At 65.2% G+C, this 17,244-nt stretch carries 17 protein-coding genes and 1 pseudogene; 9 read left to right on the top strand and 9 right to left on the bottom strand.

The window, feature by feature from the left end; translation table 11 throughout:
* Positions 1 to 51: 51 nt before the first annotated feature.
* The 5 genes from FJ471_RS09460 to FJ471_RS09440 all read right to left on the bottom strand — a co-directional run bounded on the left by FJ471_RS09460 (position 52) and on the right by FJ471_RS09440 (position 5,385).
* Positions 52 to 1,086, bottom strand: coding sequence for an ABC transporter substrate-binding protein (locus FJ471_RS09460; protein WP_140802915.1), 1,035 nt, complete (start codon positions 1,084 to 1,086; stop codon positions 52 to 54).
* 88 nt (positions 1,087 to 1,174) lie between these two features.
* Positions 1,175 to 2,086, bottom strand: a complete 912-nt coding sequence (locus tag FJ471_RS09455) for a sugar phosphate isomerase/epimerase (protein WP_140802914.1) — start codon at positions 2,084 to 2,086, stop codon at positions 1,175 to 1,177.
* Positions 2,087 to 2,105: 19 nt separating this feature from the next.
* Positions 2,106 to 3,635, bottom strand: coding sequence for a mannitol dehydrogenase family protein (locus tag FJ471_RS09450; protein ID WP_246684666.1), 1,530 nt, complete (start codon positions 3,633 to 3,635; stop codon positions 2,106 to 2,108).
* Positions 3,632 to 4,414 carry an SDR family oxidoreductase gene (locus FJ471_RS09445; RefSeq protein ID WP_140802912.1) on the bottom strand — a complete coding sequence of 261 codons (783 nt, stop codon included), beginning with the start codon at positions 4,412 to 4,414 and terminating at the stop codon, positions 3,632 to 3,634. Before FJ471_RS09445 ends, FJ471_RS09450 begins: the two co-directional genes overlap by 4 nt.
* Positions 4,415 to 4,485: 71 nt before the next feature.
* Positions 4,486 to 5,385, bottom strand: coding sequence for a MurR/RpiR family transcriptional regulator (locus tag FJ471_RS09440; protein WP_140802911.1), 900 nt, complete (start codon positions 5,383 to 5,385; stop codon positions 4,486 to 4,488).
* 213 nt (positions 5,386 to 5,598) lie between these two features.
* Here FJ471_RS09440 and FJ471_RS09435 point away from each other — a divergent pair, with 213 nt between their 5' ends.
* Positions 5,599 to 6,786, top strand: coding sequence for a Gfo/Idh/MocA family oxidoreductase (locus tag FJ471_RS09435; protein ID WP_140802910.1), 1,188 nt, complete (start codon positions 5,599 to 5,601; stop codon positions 6,784 to 6,786).
* Here the strand turns inward: FJ471_RS09435 and FJ471_RS09430 are convergent.
* Genes FJ471_RS09430 through FJ471_RS09420 form a run of 3 tightly spaced genes read right to left on the bottom strand, consistent with a single transcriptional unit; the run spans position 6,776 to position 9,844 of the window.
* Complete coding sequence (locus FJ471_RS09430) at positions 6,776 to 7,636, bottom strand: carbohydrate ABC transporter permease (RefSeq protein WP_140802909.1); 861 nt, start codon at positions 7,634 to 7,636, stop codon at positions 6,776 to 6,778. The two genes, FJ471_RS09435 and FJ471_RS09430, sit on opposite strands and share 11 nt — an antisense overlap.
* The gene (locus FJ471_RS09425; protein ID WP_140802908.1) at positions 7,633 to 8,523 is read right to left on the bottom strand and encodes a sugar ABC transporter permease; all 891 of its coding nucleotides are present in this window, start codon (positions 8,521 to 8,523) and stop codon (positions 7,633 to 7,635) included. Before FJ471_RS09425 ends, FJ471_RS09430 begins: the two co-directional genes overlap by 4 nt.
* 28 nt (positions 8,524 to 8,551) lie before the next feature.
* The gene (locus FJ471_RS09420; protein WP_140802907.1) at positions 8,552 to 9,844 is read right to left on the bottom strand and encodes a sugar ABC transporter substrate-binding protein; all 1,293 of its coding nucleotides are present in this window, start codon (positions 9,842 to 9,844) and stop codon (positions 8,552 to 8,554) included.
* Between the two features lie 331 nt (positions 9,845 to 10,175).
* On the opposite strand from FJ471_RS09420, the gene FJ471_RS09415 reads away from it, so the two are divergent.
* The 7 genes from FJ471_RS09415 to FJ471_RS09385 are packed head-to-tail and all read left to right on the top strand — an operon-like array spanning position 10,176 to position 16,492.
* A complete protein-coding gene (locus FJ471_RS09415) occupies positions 10,176 to 11,447 on the top strand; it encodes an extracellular solute-binding protein (RefSeq protein ID WP_140802906.1) in 1,272 nt (423 codons plus the stop codon).
* A gap of 56 nt (positions 11,448 to 11,503) precedes the next feature.
* Positions 11,504 to 12,436, top strand: coding sequence for a sugar ABC transporter permease (locus FJ471_RS09410; RefSeq protein WP_140802905.1), 933 nt, complete (start codon positions 11,504 to 11,506; stop codon positions 12,434 to 12,436).
* A complete protein-coding gene (locus tag FJ471_RS09405; RefSeq protein ID WP_140802904.1) occupies positions 12,433 to 13,308 on the top strand; it encodes a carbohydrate ABC transporter permease in 876 nt (291 codons plus the stop codon). The genes FJ471_RS09410 and FJ471_RS09405 overlap by 4 nt, the downstream gene beginning before the upstream one ends.
* Positions 13,305 to 14,045 carry a PIG-L family deacetylase gene (locus tag FJ471_RS09400; RefSeq protein WP_140802903.1) on the top strand — a complete coding sequence of 247 codons (741 nt, stop codon included), beginning with the start codon at positions 13,305 to 13,307 and terminating at the stop codon, positions 14,043 to 14,045. The genes FJ471_RS09405 and FJ471_RS09400 overlap by 4 nt, the downstream gene beginning before the upstream one ends.
* Positions 14,042 to 14,914 carry an ROK family protein gene (locus FJ471_RS09395; protein ID WP_140802902.1) on the top strand — a complete coding sequence of 291 codons (873 nt, stop codon included), beginning with the start codon at positions 14,042 to 14,044 and terminating at the stop codon, positions 14,912 to 14,914. The genes FJ471_RS09400 and FJ471_RS09395 overlap by 4 nt, the downstream gene beginning before the upstream one ends.
* Entirely contained in the window at positions 14,911 to 15,678 is a 768-nt protein-coding gene (locus FJ471_RS09390) for a GntR family transcriptional regulator (RefSeq protein WP_140802901.1), read from the top strand. The genes FJ471_RS09395 and FJ471_RS09390 overlap by 4 nt, the downstream gene beginning before the upstream one ends.
* A gap of 22 nt (positions 15,679 to 15,700) precedes the next feature.
* Positions 15,701 to 16,492 carry an SIS domain-containing protein gene (locus FJ471_RS09385; RefSeq protein WP_140802900.1) on the top strand — a complete coding sequence of 264 codons (792 nt, stop codon included), beginning with the start codon at positions 15,701 to 15,703 and terminating at the stop codon, positions 16,490 to 16,492.
* Positions 16,493 to 16,536: 44 nt separating this feature from the next.
* Here the strand turns inward: FJ471_RS09385 and FJ471_RS34730 are convergent, their stop codons facing one another.
* Entirely contained in the window at positions 16,537 to 16,719 is a 183-nt protein-coding gene (locus FJ471_RS34730) for a hypothetical protein (RefSeq protein WP_181179283.1), read from the bottom strand.
* Between the two features lie 300 nt (positions 16,720 to 17,019).
* Here FJ471_RS34730 and FJ471_RS35050 point away from each other — a divergent pair.
* Positions 17,020 to 17,244: pseudogene (locus tag FJ471_RS35050) on the top strand (hypothetical protein); the annotation flags it as partial.

Here is a 17,244-nt window from a genome sequence, read left to right as displayed (position 1 = left end):
GCCGATCCACCTTCTCCCACAAGGGGAGAAGGCAGAGGCATGTCCAGGCGCTTATTCGCCCGGGCCCTTGCAGGCGATGATCTGGTCCTTGGTGTAGGTCGTCCAGTCCGGGATCGAGATCGAGACCGGCCATTCGGGGCTGAGCGACGGGTCGACGACGCTCTTCAGCTTGGCCTTGCCTGCGTCGGTGGCGTTCTCCCAGAGCTCGGGATTGACCAGCACGGTCTGCTGCGCCGGTTTCTTGCCGTCGAGGATCTGCAGCGCCAGCGTCACGCCGGCGCCGCCGATCGAGCCGGGATTGGTGACGGCTGCGCCCACCAGGCCCTTGACCGAGCTCAACTGGCCGACGAAGCCGGCATTGTCGGCGCCAACAACCGGCACCATCGGCGCCTGCTGCTCGACCAGCGCGTCGACGATGACGTTGTCGATGCCCGAGGTCCAGATGCCGTTGATCGGGGTGCCGGTGGCGAGGAAGGACAGGATCTGCTGCTTGGCCTGATCCTGCTGCCAGCCGGTGAAGACTTCCTGCGCGACCTTCACGCCGGGGAACTCGGCCAGCGCCTTCTTGAAGCCTTTGTCGCGATCGCTATCGGCCGAAGCACCGGCGGCGCCGCGCATATAGAACACCTCGCCCTTGCCGCCCATCTGCTGGAACAGCCACTTGGCGCCGAGATAGGCGTACTGTTCCTGGTTGTTGGAGATGATGTAGGCGGACGGCTCGGTCACCGCCTGGTCGACGGCGACGACGACGATGCCTGCCTTGGTGGCTTCCTCGAGCCCGGCCTTGATGCCGGCCGGATCGGCCGGGTTGACGACGATGGCGTCGACCTTGGCGCTGATCAGGTTGCGGATGTCCTCGAGCTGGCCGGCGGCGTCGGTGTTGCGGTGGGCGATGTTGAGCTTCGCCACTTCGCCGGAAGCGAGCGCCTGCGCCTTCATCGCGCAGATCATTTCCTCGCGCCAGCCATTGCCCTGCACGGTGTTGGAAATGCCGATCGTGTACTTGCCGGCGGCGGCCGAGACGCCCACCGAGGCAAGCAAGGCGGCGCCGGCAAGTAGCGTGGCCGCGGTCAGATGTCTTTTCATTTCAGTACTCCTCCACATTGATCTTTTCAGTTCAGTTCGTTTTTTAGTTCAGTTCCAGGGCGCCGATGCGATCGGCGCCAAGCTCTCGTCATTTGATGAAAGGACGCAGGACGTCGCGCGCAAGCAGGAAGCCGCGCTTCACCTTCTCATCCGTCCCCTCGAAGCGCCGGTCCTCATGCTCGATGATGACCGGCCCGTCATAGCCGGCCCGGTAGAGGCCCGAAAAAATCCTGCTCCAGTCGATGTCCCCAAGCCCCGGCATGCGCGGCACCTGCCAACCTATGCCGGCCGAAAGGATTCCGCGCTCGTACAAACCATCATGATCAATCATCAGGTCCTTGGCATGCACATGCAGCATGCTCTTGCCGAACTCGCGGATGAAACGCTCCTTGTCGATCATCTGCCAGACGAGATGCGAGGGATCGAAATTCATGCCGACGTCGCCGCCCCAGGCTTCCAGGATGCGGCGCCAGATATAGGGCGAGTAGGCGATGTTGTGCCCGCCCGGCCATTCGTCATAGCTGAAGATCATCGGGCAGTTCTCGAAGGCGAGCTTCACGCCATGCTCGCGGGCATGGGCAATGATCGCCGGCCAGACCTTCTGCGCGTCTTCCCAGTTGGCGTCGACAGTCTTCGAGGCGTCGCCGCCGCAGAAGGTGTTGACGAGCGAGACCCCCATGCGGCTCGCCAGCACGATCACCTTCTTCAGATGATCGATCACCGCCTCGCGATGCGCCCGGTCGGGATGGAGCGGATTGGGGTAGAAGCCGAGGCCCGAGATGGTGAGGCCCTTGCCGGCAAGCTCTGCGGCGATGTCCTTGGCGTGCGCGGCCGAGACGTCGACGTCGATATGGCTGGTGCCGGCATAGCGGCGGGCACCGCCGGATGCTTTCGGCCAGCAGGCGATTTCCAGCGCCTCGAAGCCGACCGAGCGTGCCCAGTCGGCGACCTCGCCGAGCGGCGTATCCGGAAATGGTGCTGTCAGCAGTCCAAGCTTCATGTTGCCTCCCAGTTCCTAACTATGCAGATCGCGCCGGCTGCTTCAACCGCGCATCGGTTGGCCCAATGCAGACTTGTCCGACAAAGCCCATTGGATCGTTCGAGAGCAGGCCGTCGAGCCCGGCGACGACGTGGGCCCGGAATATCGCGTTGGCGGCCAGGGACGGGTCGAAGATAGCGTCGATGGCGAGGATCGAATCGACAAGCGCACCGCTGTCCGAACCGATGCGGTCGGCGATCGCCGCGATTTTCCCGGCAAAGGGGTCGGATACCTGCCAGGCGCGACCGAAGCGCGCGGAAGCCCTGATCAGATAGGCCATCCAGCCGGCGACAGGCACCGAGAGGAGCGCAATGCTGTCGCCCTTTGCCAGGCGGTCGCGGATCGGGTTCAGCAGGCGCTGCACGATCTTCTGCGAGCCGTCAGTGGCGATCTGGTGGTTGCGGTGGCGGATCGCCGTGTTGGTGAGGCGCGACAGGCTCTGCTCGACATAAGCCGCCGGCTGGATGCCGGGCACGGGCATCAGCGTGGGCAGCGTTTCCTCCGCCAGCATGCGGCGGACGAAGGTTGCAAGAAGCGGATCGGCGATGGCTTCGAACGTATGCTCGAAGCCGCCCAGAACGCCGAGATAGCTGAGCGTCGTCTGGGCGCCGTTCAGCACCCGCATCTTGAGATGCTCGAACGAGGTGACGTCGTCGACGAAGGTCGCGCCGACCCGGTCCCAACGCGGCACGCGGCCGGCGAAGCGGTTCTCGATCACCCATTGGCGGAAGCGTTCGCCCACCACCACGGCGGCGTCGTGGTAGCCGAAGCGCTGCTCGATGGTGTCGATATCGGCCTCGGTCGTCGCCGGCGCGATGCGGTCGACCATGGCAGAGGGGAAGGCGACATTGGCTTCGATCCAGTCCGCCAGCTTGCCGCCGCGCTGCTCGGCGAAGGTGCGCACGACGTTGCCGAGGATGGTGCCGTTGGCCGGAATGTTGTCGCAGGACAGCAGCGTCACCGGCCGGCGATGCGTGGCCATGCGCAATTCCAGCGCCCTTGCCAGGATGCCTGGCACGCTGCGCGGCGTCTCGGGATTGGCGAGATCATGCGCGATGTCGGGGTGGTCGAGGTCGAGCGCGCCGCTCGACGGGATGTGGCAATAGCCTTTCTCTGTCACCGTCATGGTGACCATCTCGATGTCGGGCGAGGCGAGCACCTCGAGTGCCGGCGCCGCATTGTCCTGGCTGTCGACGACGCGCACGATGCTGCCGACGATGCGCGCTTCGACCTCGTCGTTCTGGCGGATGAGGCGCGTGTACAGTCCGTCCTGTTTGCCGAGCGTCTCGGCAAGCAGAGGCGGCCTTATGTTGATGCCGACCAATCCCCAGCGGTCGAAATCCTGTGCAAGGAGGTCGTCGGTGTATTCGGCCTGATGGCAACGATGGAAAGCGCCGACGCCGATATGGGCGATACCCGGCTTGAGCTCGGCGCGATCGTAAGCCGGCTTGCGGACGTCCGACGGCAAGCGGCCGAGCAGGGCAGGGCCGAGGTTTTCGGGCGCACTCACCGGTTGGCCCCGATCACCCATTGCTCCTGGTCGACCAGCGTGCCGGTCATCGGGCCGGCCGCATCGGAAAGCAGGAAGACGGCCAGGCTGGCGATGTCGGTCACGGAGAACAGCCGGCCGAAGGGCTGCGTCGCATTGGCCGCGTCAAGCCAGCCCGGACCCTGGCCCAGCGTCTCAGCCTGCATGACGCGCTCCGCCGGCGTGTCGGTCCAGCCGACATTGATGCCGTTGACGCGGATGCGGTCGAAGCGGTGGGCATTGGCGGCGTTCTTGGTCAGCGTTGCCAGCGCGCCCTTGGTGGCGGAATAGACGGCAAGCTCCGGCGATCCGCAATGCGCGTTGATCGACAGGATGTTGACGATGGCGCCGCCTTGTCCGCGCTTCTTCATGTCGGCGATCGCGGCCTGCATCAGGAAGAAGGGCGCGCGGGCATTGACGGCAAACAGCGATGCCCAATCGTCGAGGCTGGCATTGATGAAGGAAGCGCGGTCGGTCAGGCCGGCGGCGTTGACCAGGCCATCGATGCGGCCGAAGCGTTCGATGCAGGCCTGCGCCAGTTGCGCCGGGGCTTCGGGATCGCCGAGGTTGGCGGACGCGAAGGCCGCCGCGGTGCCCATGGCGGAGAGGTCTGCCGCGGCAGCGTCGCCGCGTTTCCGGTCACGGCCAGTGATCAGCAGGCCGGCGGCACCGGAGCGCGCGGCGATCTCGGCGATCGCCCGGCCGATGCCTTGCGTCGCGCCGGTGACCAGCACCACCTTGCCGTCGAGACGAACCTCCATTCCTCCTCCCGGAACAAAGTTTCTATTTTTCTGAATATGGAATGACGGTTCTCTTTAGTCAACCATGTCGGTCAGTTTGTCCGCCGCTCGACCACGCCGTGGACCAAAGCCATGCCTACCGCCAGCGAGGCCGCGAGCGAGCGGAAGCCGGCGAAATCCTGCTCGACCACTTCGAGCCAGGTGTCGGAGAGCTTCACCAGCGGCGAAAAGGTGCTGTCGGTGATGGCGACGATGCGCGCCTTGCGCTCATGCGCGACGGCGACGAGGTCGGGCGTGATCGAATTATAGGGGCTGAAGGAGACGGCCAGCACCGCGTCGCGCGGCGTGATGCAGCCGACCTGGTCGAGCGCGGTCGAGCCGACATTGTCGACCAGCACGTTGCGCACGCCCTGCTGGGAGAGCGTCAGCGACAGATAGGTGGTGACGGGGAAGGCGCGCTTGCTGCCGATCACATAGATCAGCTCGGCCGCCGCCAGATGATCGATCATCGTTTCGAAACTGTCGATGTCGAAACCGGTGCCGATGCGGCCAAGTGAGGCTTGGCAGGCACCGACCATGCCGTTGAGAAAATGCAGGTTCGCATTCGGCTCCGCTGCCTTTTCCTGGCTGCCCTGCGGGTCCGGCCAGGAGCCTTTCATGCGGTCCTTGAACAGGACCTGGAAATCGGAGAAGCCGGAATAGCCGAAGATCTGCGCGAAGCGCACCAGGGTCGAAGGCTGCACGCCGGCCTGGTCCGCCACCTGCGCGATCGTACCCAGCGCCACTTCGCTCGGATGCTGCCAGAGAAAGATCGCGACCTGGCGAAGCCGTTTCGGGAAATGCACGGTGCCTGACGAAAGCACCGCCCGCAGCTCTTCGTAGGTTTGCGGCTTGGTGTAGCCAAGTGCTGCCAGTGATCGGCTCCGCTTTCTCGCCGCCGTCTCCAGGCTGTGTGTGGACGGCTCGTCGGCCGCCTTGCCGCGGCCGCTCATAGGATATGCCTCATTGTGACCCCAAACATCGGATGCGTCATCCGATACCTGCCCTCCGGATGCGGCCCATCACCTGAGCCTGGGTAAAAGCTAACGCGGCACAATCGTTTTACAAAACAAAAAATAGAAATATCATTCGAAAACAACGACGACGGTTACGGCAAACATCCGCGTCGACCGCTATAGCGAACCTTAGGGAGAATAATCGCAATCATGGTCTATGCAACCGCTGATGGTACATCACGTCAACGCCTGCGGGTCGGCATGGTCGGAGGCGGCCGCAATGCCTTCATCGGCGCCGTGCATCGGCTGGCCATGCGGCTCGACGACCAGATCGCGCTGGTGGCGGGTGCTTTGTCCTCGGATCCGGAGAACGCCGCGGCCTCCGCCGCGGAAATCGGCATCGCGCCGGAGCGCAGCTATGCCGACTACCGCGCCATGGCGAAGGCCGAAGCGGCAAAGCCGGACGGCATTGAGGCGGTGGTCATCGTCACGCCCAACCATCTGCATGCGCCGGTCGCCACCGCCTTCCTCGAAGCCGGCATCGACGTGATCTGCGACAAGCCGCTGTCGACGACGCTCGATGAGGCGCAAGCGCTGGTGGCGCTCACGAAAGCGAAACAGCGCCGCTTCGTCGTCACGCTCAACAACACCGGCTACGCCATGGTGCGTCAGGCGCGCGAAATGGTGGCGGCGGGCGAGCTCGGCCGCATCGTATCGGTGCACGGCGCCTATATCCAGGACTGGCTGACCAAGCCGATCGACGCCGAGGGCCAGAAGCAGGCGGAATGGCGTACCGATCCGGCGCGCGCGGGCCAGTCGGCGGTGCTCGCCGACATCGGCGTCCATGCCTTCAACCTCGCAAGCTTCATTTCCGGTTTCGAGGCCGAGGCGGTTTCCGCCGACCTCTTCACGGCCGTACCGGGGCGGCGGCTCGACGACAACGCCCATGTGCTCTTGCGCTGGGCAGGCGGGGCGCGCGGCACGATCCTCGCCAGCCAGACCTCACCCGGCCACTACAACGATCTGTCGGTGCGCATCTATGGGGAGAAAGCCGGGCTCGAATGGTCTGGGTCGCGGCCGGAGGAGACGCGCTTCTCGCCCTATGGCGAGGAAACGCGCACGCTGGTGCGCGGCGGCCATGGCTCGACGGCGGAAGCGCGGCGCGTCTCGCGCATGCCGGCGGCGCATCCGGAAGGCTATATCGAGGCTTTCGCCAATTTCTACCGTGACGCCGCCGACATCATTCGCGCGCATCGTTCGGGCGGTGCGGTCGATCCGGCGCGCGTGGCGCAGGTGCCCGACGTGGTCGACGGCGCGCGCGGCGTGAAGTTTGTCGCCGCGGCGGTGGAGTCGAACGCGGCTGGAGGGGCGTGGACGCCGGCGCGGTTCAACCCTTGATCGCCGAGCCGACGATCGAATCGACGAAGAAGCGCTGCAGGAAGACGAACAGAACCAGCGGCGGCAGCACGGCGAGCGTCGCGCCGGCCATCACAAGGCTGGTGTTGACCGCGCCGCGATTGTAGCTGAGCAGCCGGCTGAGGCTGATGACGATCGGGTAGGCGTCGGCATTGCCCTGCAGCACGGTGAGCGGCCACAGATAGCTGTTCCAATGATAGACGAAGGCGAACAGCGCCAGGGCCGCGATCGCGGGCGCGACGCTCGGCGCCACGATCTTGTAGAGGATGAGCAGTTCGGAGGCGCCGTCCATGCGCGCGGCGTCGATCAGCTCGTCCGGCACGCCGGCGATGAACTGGCGCATCAGGAAGATGCCGAAGGCGTTGGCGAGGTTGGGCACGATGATGCCGGCGAGACTGGCGTTCAGCCCGATCGAGCCGACCATGCGGTAGAGCGGGATCAGCGTCACGATCGGCGGCAGGAACATGGTGGCGATCAGCAGCGAGAACAGCAGCGAGCGGCCAGGGAAGGAATATTTGGCGAAGGCGTAGCCGGCCATCATGCTGGTGACCAGGATGCCCGCCGTGGTCACCGAGGCGATGACCAAGGAATTCCACATCGAGCGTCCAAGATTGATAACGCCGGCGACCTTCCCATAGGCCTCCAGAGTTGGCGTATGCGGGATCCAGACCGGCGGCACCTGCATGGTCTCGGCCGGTGTCTTCAGGCTGGACAGCATCATCCAGGCCAGCGGGAAGGCGGAGGCGACGGCGACCAGAAGCATTGCGGTCGCAAGCAGCGCCTTGCGGCCGGAAGGGCGCTTGCGGGCGAGCGATCGGGTTGCCGCGCTCATTCGCTGTCCTTGCGGTTGACGAAGGCAAACAACGCCGAAACACAGACGATCAGCGAGACCATCAGCATCACCGCCATGGCCGAGCGCAGCCCGCCCTGCGCGCGTTCGATGCCGACGCGGCGGATATGGTAGGTGAGCACATTGGTCGAGCCGACCGGTCCGCCCTGCGTGATCAGCGCCACCGGCTCGAACACCTGCACCGCGTTGATGATGGCGATGACGGCGCTGAAGAGAAGCGTGCGGCGAAGCAAAGGCAGAGTGATGAAGCGGAACTGCTCGCGGCCATTGGCGCCATCCAGCGTCGCTGCCTCATAGAGGCTGCCCGGGATCTGCGTCAGCCCGGCGATGGCGAGCACGGTGAAATAGCCGACCTGCTGCCAGACATTGAGAAGCACGATCGAGATCAAGGCCGAACGCGGCGAGGAGAGCCAGGGCTGCGGACCGATGCCGACCAGGCCGAGCAACTGGTTGAACGGGCCCTCGCTCGGCGAATAGAGCTTCGACCACACCAGCGCCACCGCGATCATCGGCACCATGTAGGTGGAAAACAGCACCGTGCGCAGCGCCGTGCCGCCGGCGACCTCGCGCTGATGGACCAGCAGGCCGAAGACGACCGACAGCGGCAGGATGAGGGCCACGGACAGCGCGGTGTAGATCGTGGTGTTGAGCAGGGCGGTCTTGAAATCGCGGCCGACCGAGGTGGGACCGAAGATCTCGCGGAAATTACCGAGGCCGACGAAGCTCGCCTCGGAAAAGGGCGTCTGCGTCGACCAGTCCTGGAAGGACAGCCAGACGGTAAGCAGCATCGGCAGCAGCACGAACACGCCGATCAATGTCACGGCGGGCGCAAGCATGATGCCCGCCGAGGCACGAAAAGCTTTGGCCATTCACCTGCTTCCGGTCAGCGACCCGAACTTACTTGGCGGCGCGCTCCAGGATCGACGTGGCGTCGGCCTGCGCGTTCGCCTGCGCATCCTTGGCCGAGACCTGGCCATACTGCAACGCCTCGAGCGTCTGCTGCAGGGATTCCGAGAACTCCTGGCCGCCGAGCACGACCGGGAAGGGGCGCGCATCGGCAAGCACCGAGACATAGCCGGAGAGGAACTCGGAGCCGAGCTTGTCCTTGTGTGCCTCGATGTCGGAGTTGCGTGACGGCAGGATGCCCATCGACATCAGGATATCCGACATAGCCGAGGCGCCGTTCTTGCCCGACTTCGGGCTGTTCAGCCAGGCGAGGAACTCCCAGGCCGCCTTCTGCTCGGCCTCGCCAGCCTTGGCGTTGACGACGGTCATCCAGGAATAGGAGATCGAATGCGGCTTGTCGCCGCTCGGGCCGACCGGGATCGGCGCCGTGGCGATATTTGCGAACTTGTCGCCCATGCCGGCCTTGAGCGCGCTTTCCCACCAGTTGGCCATGATGATCATGCCGGTCTTGCCGGAGACGAAATTGTCGAGGAACGGACCCGTTGTGTTGGCGTCGGCCGTCGCCATCGCCGGATTGCTCGCGCCGGACTTTATCAAGTCTTCATAGAGCGCGAAGGTCTCGCCGGCCTGGGAACTGTCCAGCACCGGCTTGCCGTCCTTGACCAGGTTGCCACTATTGGAGACGAGCAGCGAGGCGAAAGGATGGACCACCCCCGCCGCCCATGAATTGATCATACCGAAGCCCTGCTGGCCCTTGTCCTTGTCGGTCAGCTTCGCGGCGGCATCCTTGAATTCGGCCCATGTTTTCGGAGGCGCGCCGATGCCTGCTTCCTTGAACAATTCCTTGTTGTAGTTCAGCGCATAGACGTCGATCTCGTTCGGGATGCCGTAGAGCGTGCCGCCGACCGAGGCGGCGCTGACGACGCCGGCGGGCCAGGCACTCTTCACCTCGCCGGCAACAGCGTCGGGGGCAGGGGCGACGAGCTTGTCCCTCGCCAGTTCCGGCAGCCACAGATCGTAGATGCCGCCGATGGTCGGGCCGTCGGAGGAGCCGCCCTGCGAGCGCAGCGTGGTCAAGAGATCGCCGAACGGAACCGCGCGCACGGTGACGGCGACATCGGGATTCTGCTTGGAAAAATCCTTGGCCGCTGCTTCGAGCAGCGCCACCGTCTCCGGCGACCAGTGGGTGAGATAGGAGATGTTGACCGATTGCGCCCAGCCGGTCGCGGGCAGCGCAACGAGCCCCGCGGCGAGAGTCAGCTTCGAAATCCAGGCAAGCGACATCGGCATCCTCCACATAAGCCGTGAGAGCAAATGACGTTATGACAAGTTTGAGCAAGGGCGCAAGCCCCTTGCATGCGAAGGTTTGGATCAGATTTGTGGATCAAAAATCCGGGTAATGTCGGCTTATCTTAATTACATATATTAATCAGATAGATATATCGATACTCCCTTCGCACATCTCGATCGGCCAGCGGCCGCAAACGCCCTGATCGCTCTTGCGAATGGCATCATGTCGTTATAATGACTTTGTGGAAAAGCAGACGAGTTGCGACGAGTGCCTTCTGCCGCTTGCCGCGCGGACCTCAAAACCGAAACAATGGGAGAACTGGTAATGAGCATGCTTTCCATATACCGGCGCGCCGTGCTCGGCCTGATCGGCGGCCTTGCCGCCGCCAGCGCGGCCATCTTTACGACGCTGCCGGCCCGCGCCGATTCGACGGTGACGCTGTGGAGCTGGCGCACCGAGGACGAGGCAGCGATGCACCGCATCTTCGAGGCCTTCGAGAAGAAGAACCCCGATATCAAGGTCGACATCCAGTTCACGCCCGACGCCGATTACCAGAACCGCCTGAGCACGGCGCTGCGCGGCGGTCGCGGGCCCGATATCGCGCAGCTCAAGGCCTATGGCGAATTGCAGCCCTTCATCGAAGGCGGCTATCTCGACGCGCTCGACGACAGCGTGGCGGAACTGAAGAACATGCCGGATGCCGCGCTTGGCGGCGCGCGCGGCCGTGCCGACGGCAAGATCTACGGCGTGCCCTATTCGGTGCCGATGATGGGCGTGTTCTACAATGAAGACATTTTCGCCGCGCAAGGTATCGAGGTCCCCAAGACCTACAGGGACTTCGTCGCCGCCTGCGAGAAGCTCAAGGCGGCGGGCATCACGCCGATCGCCAATGGCGGCGCCAACGGCTCGGCCTGGGAGCTGGAGATCGGCGTCGGCGTCATCGGGCCGACGCTTTACGGCCCGGGTTTCTATGACGAGATGATGAGTGGGAAAGCGACCTTCGAGGATCCCCGCTATGTCGCGGCGCTGAAGCGCTTCGCCGAGCTGAAGCCCTATTATTCCGACGGTTTTGCCGGCATCGACTACACGACCGCGACGCAGCAGTTCATCGGCGGCAAGGCGGCGATGTTCTTCGGCGGGTCGTTCGAGAACGGCAGCTTCAAGTCGCAGAACCCGAAGCTGAAATTCTCGATCTTCCCGTTCCCGGCCGACGATGCCTCGACCAAGCTCTACACCTCGGCCTTCTCGGATGGCTCCTATGGTCTGGTCTCCGAAAGCCAGAACAAGGAAGCGGCGACCAAGGTGCTGAACTACATGGCCTCGGCCGAATTCGCACAGGCCTTCGCCGACGAGCTCGGCTGGCCGCCCGCCCGCACCGACGTCACCGTGAAGGACCCGGTGCTTTCCAAGATGATGGAGATGGCGAAGAACTCAACGCCCTACCTGACGCTGGTCGGCTTCCGCTGGCAAACGCCGACGGCGTCGTCGGTGCTGCAGTCCGGGATCATCGACATGGTCGAAGGCAATGTCGCGCCGGAGAAGCTGGCGGCCGACATGCAGGCGGCCGTCGCCACCTGGTTCAAGCCGAAGCAGTGAAGGAGCGGCGTCGGCCGAGACGCGGCCGGCGCTTTTTCCTCGATAGAACGCAGCGCATGATCAAGCCTCGCCGCACGACCAGCCTCCAGCGCACGCAGCAGCGCATGGCGGTGCTGTTCATCCTGCCGGCCTTGGCCGTCTACGGGCTGTTCGTGCTTTATCCGCTGCTCATGTCGCTGTGGGGCAGCTTCTTCACCTGGAAGGGGCTGCGCATGCAGGAGTTCGCGGGGCTGGCGAACTTCACGCGGCTGTTCGCGTTTCCGAGCGGCGCGCGGCTCTACGGGGCGCTCTGGCACAACATCGCGTGGTTCTTCGGCATCATGGTGCTGCAGAACGGGCTCGGCCTCCTGTTCGCCTGGCTGCTTTTCCTGCGCGGCAGGGGCGCTGCCCTCTTCCAGTCGGTGTTCTTCTTCCCTGCGGTGCTCAGCCCCGTCATCGTCGGCGCGCTGTGGCGCCTGCTCTTGGCGCCGGCTGGCATCATCGAATGGGCGCTCAATGGTCTGGGCCTGCATCAGGGCAGGCTGACCGTGCTCGGCAACAGCCACACCGCGCTCGGCATGCTGATCGCCGTCGACGCCTGGAACTGGATGGGCCTGCCGGTGCTGATCTATACGGCGGGCCTCCGTCAGATTTCGCCGCAGGTGTTCGAGGCGGCGAAGCTCGACGGCGCCGGCAACGCGCGCATGCTCTATGCGATAGCGCTGCCACTTTTGATGCCGGCGCTCGGGACGCTGACGACGCTCTCCTTCATCAACACCTTCAACCAGTTCGACATCGTCTATGTGATGCAGGGCGTGCAGGGCAATCCGAGCTATTCGACCGATACTCTTGTCACCTATTTCTACCGGCTGGCCTTCGGCGCGGAAGGCGCGGTCGGCATCACCGATATCGGGCTGGCGCTGGCGCTCGGGACGATGCTGTTCCTGATCCTCAGCATCGGCACGCTGTTGATGCTGCGCTTCTTCGACAAGCGGACGGTCGAGCTATGAGCGCCCGGTCCCTTCAGCGAAGATTGGCCTTTCAGCAGGAATTGGCCATCCCGCAAAAACTGGCGCGGCTGCCGGGCTGGATCATCCTTTTGATCTGGACGGCGGCGGTGCTGTTGCCGCTCTACATCCTCGTCGTCTCGTGCTTCAAGACGACGGCGGAAATCTACGACAACCGGCTCGGCCTGCCGCAGAGCTGGGCGCTCGACAATTTCGTCCGCGCCTGGACGCGCGCCGATCTCGGCCACAATTTCATCAACAGCCTGGTCGTCACCGGCGGCGCGGTGGTCCTCACCATCGTCGTATCGGCGATGGCAGCCTATCCGCTCAGCCGCTACAAGCTCGGCTGGAACGGCATCATGCTCGGCCTCTTCCTGTCCGGCATCATGCTGCCGATCCGGCTGGCCTCGGTCGAGCTGTTCACGCTGATGCGCACTCTCGGCTTGCTCGATTCGCTCACCGGGCTGATCCTCGTCTATTCGGCGATCCGCATCCCGTTCGCCGTCTTCATCTTCGCCAATTTCATGCGCGTGCTGCCTGCCGAACTCGACGAGGCGGCGCGCATGGACGGGGCCGGCGAGGCCCGCATCCTGTTCCAGATCGTGTTGCCGATGGTGAAGCCGGCGGTGTCGATCGTCGCCATCTTCACGGCGATCGCGGTGTGGAACGATTTCTTCTTCCCGCTGATCTTCATCTTCGACGACCGCTACAAGACAGTGCCGCTGGCGATCAGCGTGTTCGTCGGGCAGTTCCGCACCGATTGGGGCCTGGTGTTCGCCTCGCTGGCGATCTCCATGGCGCCGATCCTGATCATGTATTGTTTGCTGGCGCGCCAGATTCGCGAGGGCGTCGGCGCTGGGGGAGGCATGAAATGATCGAGGACAAGGTCTATGCCGCGCGTTCGATCCTGGTCGTCGGGGCGCATGCCTTCGACGCCGAGGTCATCGCGGGACCGTTGGCGGCGGCGGCCGCCAAGGGCGGCGCCCGGGTCTCCTTCCTGCATCTGTCGATGGGCGAGCAGGGTCATCCCTGCCTGATCCCGGAGCACTATTCGGCGCAGAAGGAGGACGAGGCGGCGAAGGCCGCCGCGCGGCTCGGCGTCGCCATGCGCAACATGAAGCTGCGCGACGCCTTCCTGCCCAACGACAACGCGACTGCGCTCCAGGTCTGCGACGTCATCCGCGAGGTGCGACCGGAGGTCGTCATCACGCACTGGCACGGCAGCTGGCACAAGGACCATCGCGCTGCGGCGCATCTTACCCAGAACGGCATCGTCTTTGCCGCGCTGCCGACGCTGAAGCGCGCCCATCCGGCGCACACGCCGCAGCTTTTGCTGTTCGGCGAGAACTGGGAGGACGACGAGGGTTTCCGGCCCGAGCACCTCGTCGATGTCAGCGCCGGCTTCGACGCCTGGCACGAGGCGGTGATGGAATATGAGCTGGCGCGGGGCTTAAGCAGCTTTCCCTATGTCGACTATTACAGCGCGCTCTACCGGCTGCGCGGCTGCCTGCGCGGCACACGCCATGCGCAGGCTTTCGCGGCGGCCTCGCATTCCTGGAATGCCGGCAGCGGCCTGTTCGCGCCGCCCGCCGATCGGAGTCGCGAGACATGACGCGGGTCCTCGCCATCGATCTCGGCGGCACCAATCTGCGCGCCGCCGCCCATACCGGCGATGTCGGCGCGCTTACACCGCAAGTCCGCGAGCCGGCGCCGCAGAACCTCGATGCGTTCGTGGCGCGCGTCCGCGCGCTTGCGACCGGGGGCGAAGCCGAGGCGCTCGGGCTTGCCGTGCCGGGCCTGGTCCAAGGGTCGGTCTGCCGTTGGATTCCGAACCTGCCCTGGCTCGACGGCGTCGACATGGCGGCGCTGTTTCCCAACCTTCGCGTGGCGGTCGGCAATGACGCGCAGATCGCGCTGCTGGCGGAAGCAGCGCAAGGCGCGGCCAAGGGCGTCTCCGACGCGATCCTGCTTGCGATCGGCACCGGCATCGGCTCGGCGGTTCTGGCCAATGGCCGCATCGTCGCCGGCGCGCATGGCGGCGCCTGCTCCTTCGGCTGGGCCAGCGCCGACATCAAGGACCACGGCGAGGATCGCAGCGGCTGGCTGGAACGTGTCGCCTCCGGTCGTGCGCTGGACGCCCTTGCCGCACAGATTGGACTGGCCGACAGCCGACAGCTGATCGAAGCCGCCAAGGCAGGCGACCTTGCAGCGCAGACCTCGCTCGAGGTGCCGGCGCGTCAGCTCGGCACCGCGCTTGCCGGCGCCGTCGGGCTGCTCGATCCGGGCGTCATCCTGGTCTCGGGTGGCCTCGCCGATGCGCTGGACGTGATCGCGCCGCCGCTGCTTGCGGCACTGCGGCGTCAATTGCCGCCGCATCTGCGCGGCATCGAACTCAAGCCTGGAAAATTCGGCTCCCGCGCCGGGCTGATCGGCGCCGCACTTGCCGGGCAGGCGGGCAGTGGGTGGAGGCAGATCCGATGAGCGAAGCGAGCTTTCAGCAGCCGGACCGCAGGCGGCCCCAGCCGCTCTGGTATCAGGTCGAGGAGGCGATCCGCGCCATCGTCAAGAGCGGCGAATGGGCGACAGGAGACCAGATACCGGCCGAGGACCGGCTCTGCGCGCTGTTCGGCGTCAGCCGCATCACGCTGCGCCACGCGCTGCGCAACCTGGAGGAAAGCGGGCTGCTCCGGCGCGAGCATGGCCGAGGCACTTTCGTGCGCTCCACCACCCTGGTCGCCGGCACACGCGAGCTCACTTCCTTCACCCAGGAGATGGGCAATATCGGCGTGGTCGCCGGCTCGCGCCTGCTCGACTGCAGCCTGACCACGGCGAGCGCGGCTGCGGCCGGCGCGCTGGAGATCGAGGAGGGGGATCCCGTCGTGCGCATCCGGCGGCTGCGGCTCGGCAACAACGAGCCGATCGGCATCCAGACGGCGCAACTGGCAGCGGCGCGTGTGCCGGGCTTTCTCGATGCCGGTCTGCTCAAGGGCTCGCTCTATGAGGCGCTGGAGCGCCAGTACGGCATCGTGCCGGTCGAGGCGCGCGAGAATTACCGTGTCGGCGCCGTCGGCGCGGCGGACGCCGAGTTGCTCGACCTGCCCGCAGGCAGTCCCGCCTTCGTGGTCGAGCGCATCACCATCGACGAGCGCGGCCCGTTCGAATTCACCGTCTCCGTCATGCGCGGCGACCGCTACGAGATCCGCTCGACGCTGCGCGCCGGCCGCCTCCCAAACACCAGAAGCTGACACGATCAACAGGAGTACCAAAGTGTCCGATCTCTATATCCCACGCCTCACCGCTCTTCTCGAACAGGCTTCAAAGGCGAATGCCGAAGCCTTCGGCCAGGCGGCGAGCCGCTTTGCCGACACGCTCGAGAATGGCGGGCTGGTGCATCTCTACGGCTCCGGCCATTCGGTGCTGCCGGCGCAGGAGATGTTCCCGCGCTATGGCAGCTTCGTCGGCTTCAACCCCCTGACGGACCCGAGGGTGATGTGGCACAACGTGCTCGGCGCCGGCGGCGTGCGCGAGCTTTTGTGGCTGGAGCGAACCGAGAAATACGCCGAGAAGTTCCTCGACCACCAGCCGCTGAACAAGGGCGATTCCATCATCATCTTCGGCCATAGCGGCCGCAATTCGTCGGGCATCGACACTGCCCTCTACGCCAAGAAGCGCGGCATCTTCGTCGTCGCGGTGACCAGCAAGAACAATCTCGACAAGCCGGCCACGCATTCCTCCGGCAAGCGGCTGGCGGACGCAGCCGACCTCGTCATCGACACCTGCTCGCCGATCGAGGACGCGGTGGTGCCGATCGAAGGCTGGAGCCGGCCGGTGGCGGGTTCCTCGACGGTGCTGGCGATGATCATGGCGCATGAGCTGCTTGCGCGCACGGCCGAGCAACTGTCGAAGCGCGGCATCGAGCTGCCGGTCTTCGCCTCGCCGACCATCGCGGGCGTTACGCTGCACGATACCGACGTCATCTACGGCGTCTACCGCGAACGCATGATCGAGGCGCAGAAAAAGCACCTGCCGACCTTCCAGGCGACGATGCGCGGCGAGTGATGGGATTGGCCGGGAGGCGCGTCCGGCGCCTCCCGGGAGCCAGGTCAAAGCCGGCGCCCTATGACGGCCGAATGCCTGGGCGGCGCGTCATTCTCGTCGGGATTGGGGATCGGCGCCTCGTCGGGCAGCCGATCCGGATCCGGCTCGCGCACCGGCTTCGGTTCCGGGATGGGCGGCGGGGTCGGCACCGGCGTGGGAACCGGATCCGGGCTGGGGAGAATGGCCATCGGGTTTCCTTCTGCTCGATGCCTTGGCAAGGCCTGCTCGACCCAACAAGCGAGATGTCCGGCCCGACCTGACATGATGGAGGTGATCGCGCATTCGGGCGCTTCGCCGGGAGCGATTAGCGGCGCAAGCTGGCAGAACGGTCGCGCGCGCGGATGGTTCCAACCTGATCGGGCGGGCCGCGCGATGGCGACACGTAACGATCAAATCATTCCGCGCACCTGTTTCGGCTCTTGCCGGCGTCGGTGGCCGCCTTAATTCCCGTAATGGATGGGGGCCATCTGCCGACACAGGAGACGGCCGTGAAACACCAAACCCTTGACCAAATCAACGCCGTTGCCGACGTTCATGCGGAAGCACCGGCTCTCATCGCCAATCGCGGCCAGCGCCTCGAACGCTGGGCGCAACTTCTGGAGGAAAGCCCGGGCCGCCGCCTCACGGCGCTGGCGGCGTCTATTCGGCGATCCGCATCCCGTTCGCCGTCTTCATCTTCGCCAATTTCATGCGCGTGCTGCCTGCCGAACTCG

The sequence above is a fragment of the Mesorhizobium sp. B2-7-1 genome (assembly GCF_006440735.1).
Classification (GTDB): domain Bacteria; phylum Pseudomonadota; class Alphaproteobacteria; order Rhizobiales; family Rhizobiaceae; genus Mesorhizobium.
This window is presented reverse-complemented; position numbering and strand designations above follow the sequence as displayed.

Coding starts and splice junctions, on each gene's coding strand:
- FJ471_RS09415 (WP_140802906.1), top strand. CDS start 10,176: ATGAGCATGCTTTCCATATACCGGCGCGCCGTGCTCGGCCTGATCGGC.
- FJ471_RS09395 (WP_140802902.1), top strand. CDS start 14,042: ATGACGCGGGTCCTCGCCATCGATCTCGGCGGCACCAATCTGCGCGCC.
- FJ471_RS09440 (WP_140802911.1), bottom strand. CDS start 5,385: ATGAGCGGCCGCGGCAAGGCGGCCGACGAGCCGTCCACACACAGCCTG.
- FJ471_RS09435 (WP_140802910.1), top strand. CDS start 5,599: ATGGTCTATGCAACCGCTGATGGTACATCACGTCAACGCCTGCGGGTC.
- FJ471_RS09455 (WP_140802914.1), bottom strand. CDS start 2,086: ATGAAGCTTGGACTGCTGACAGCACCATTTCCGGATACGCCGCTCGGC.
- FJ471_RS09420 (WP_140802907.1), bottom strand. CDS start 9,844: ATGTCGCTTGCCTGGATTTCGAAGCTGACTCTCGCCGCGGGGCTCGTT.
- FJ471_RS09460 (WP_140802915.1), bottom strand. CDS start 1,086: ATGAAAAGACATCTGACCGCGGCCACGCTACTTGCCGGCGCCGCCTTG.
- FJ471_RS09430 (WP_140802909.1), bottom strand. CDS start 7,636: ATGAGCGCGGCAACCCGATCGCTCGCCCGCAAGCGCCCTTCCGGCCGC.
- FJ471_RS09425 (WP_140802908.1), bottom strand. CDS start 8,523: ATGGCCAAAGCTTTTCGTGCCTCGGCGGGCATCATGCTTGCGCCCGCC.
- FJ471_RS09405 (WP_140802904.1), top strand. CDS start 12,433: ATGAGCGCCCGGTCCCTTCAGCGAAGATTGGCCTTTCAGCAGGAATTG.
- FJ471_RS09410 (WP_140802905.1), top strand. CDS start 11,504: ATGATCAAGCCTCGCCGCACGACCAGCCTCCAGCGCACGCAGCAGCGC.
- FJ471_RS09400 (WP_140802903.1), top strand. CDS start 13,305: ATGATCGAGGACAAGGTCTATGCCGCGCGTTCGATCCTGGTCGTCGGG.
- FJ471_RS34730 (WP_181179283.1), bottom strand. CDS start 16,719: ATGGCCATTCTCCCCAGCCCGGATCCGGTTCCCACGCCGGTGCCGACC.
- FJ471_RS09445 (WP_140802912.1), bottom strand. CDS start 4,414: ATGGAGGTTCGTCTCGACGGCAAGGTGGTGCTGGTCACCGGCGCGACG.
- FJ471_RS09390 (WP_140802901.1), top strand. CDS start 14,911: ATGAGCGAAGCGAGCTTTCAGCAGCCGGACCGCAGGCGGCCCCAGCCG.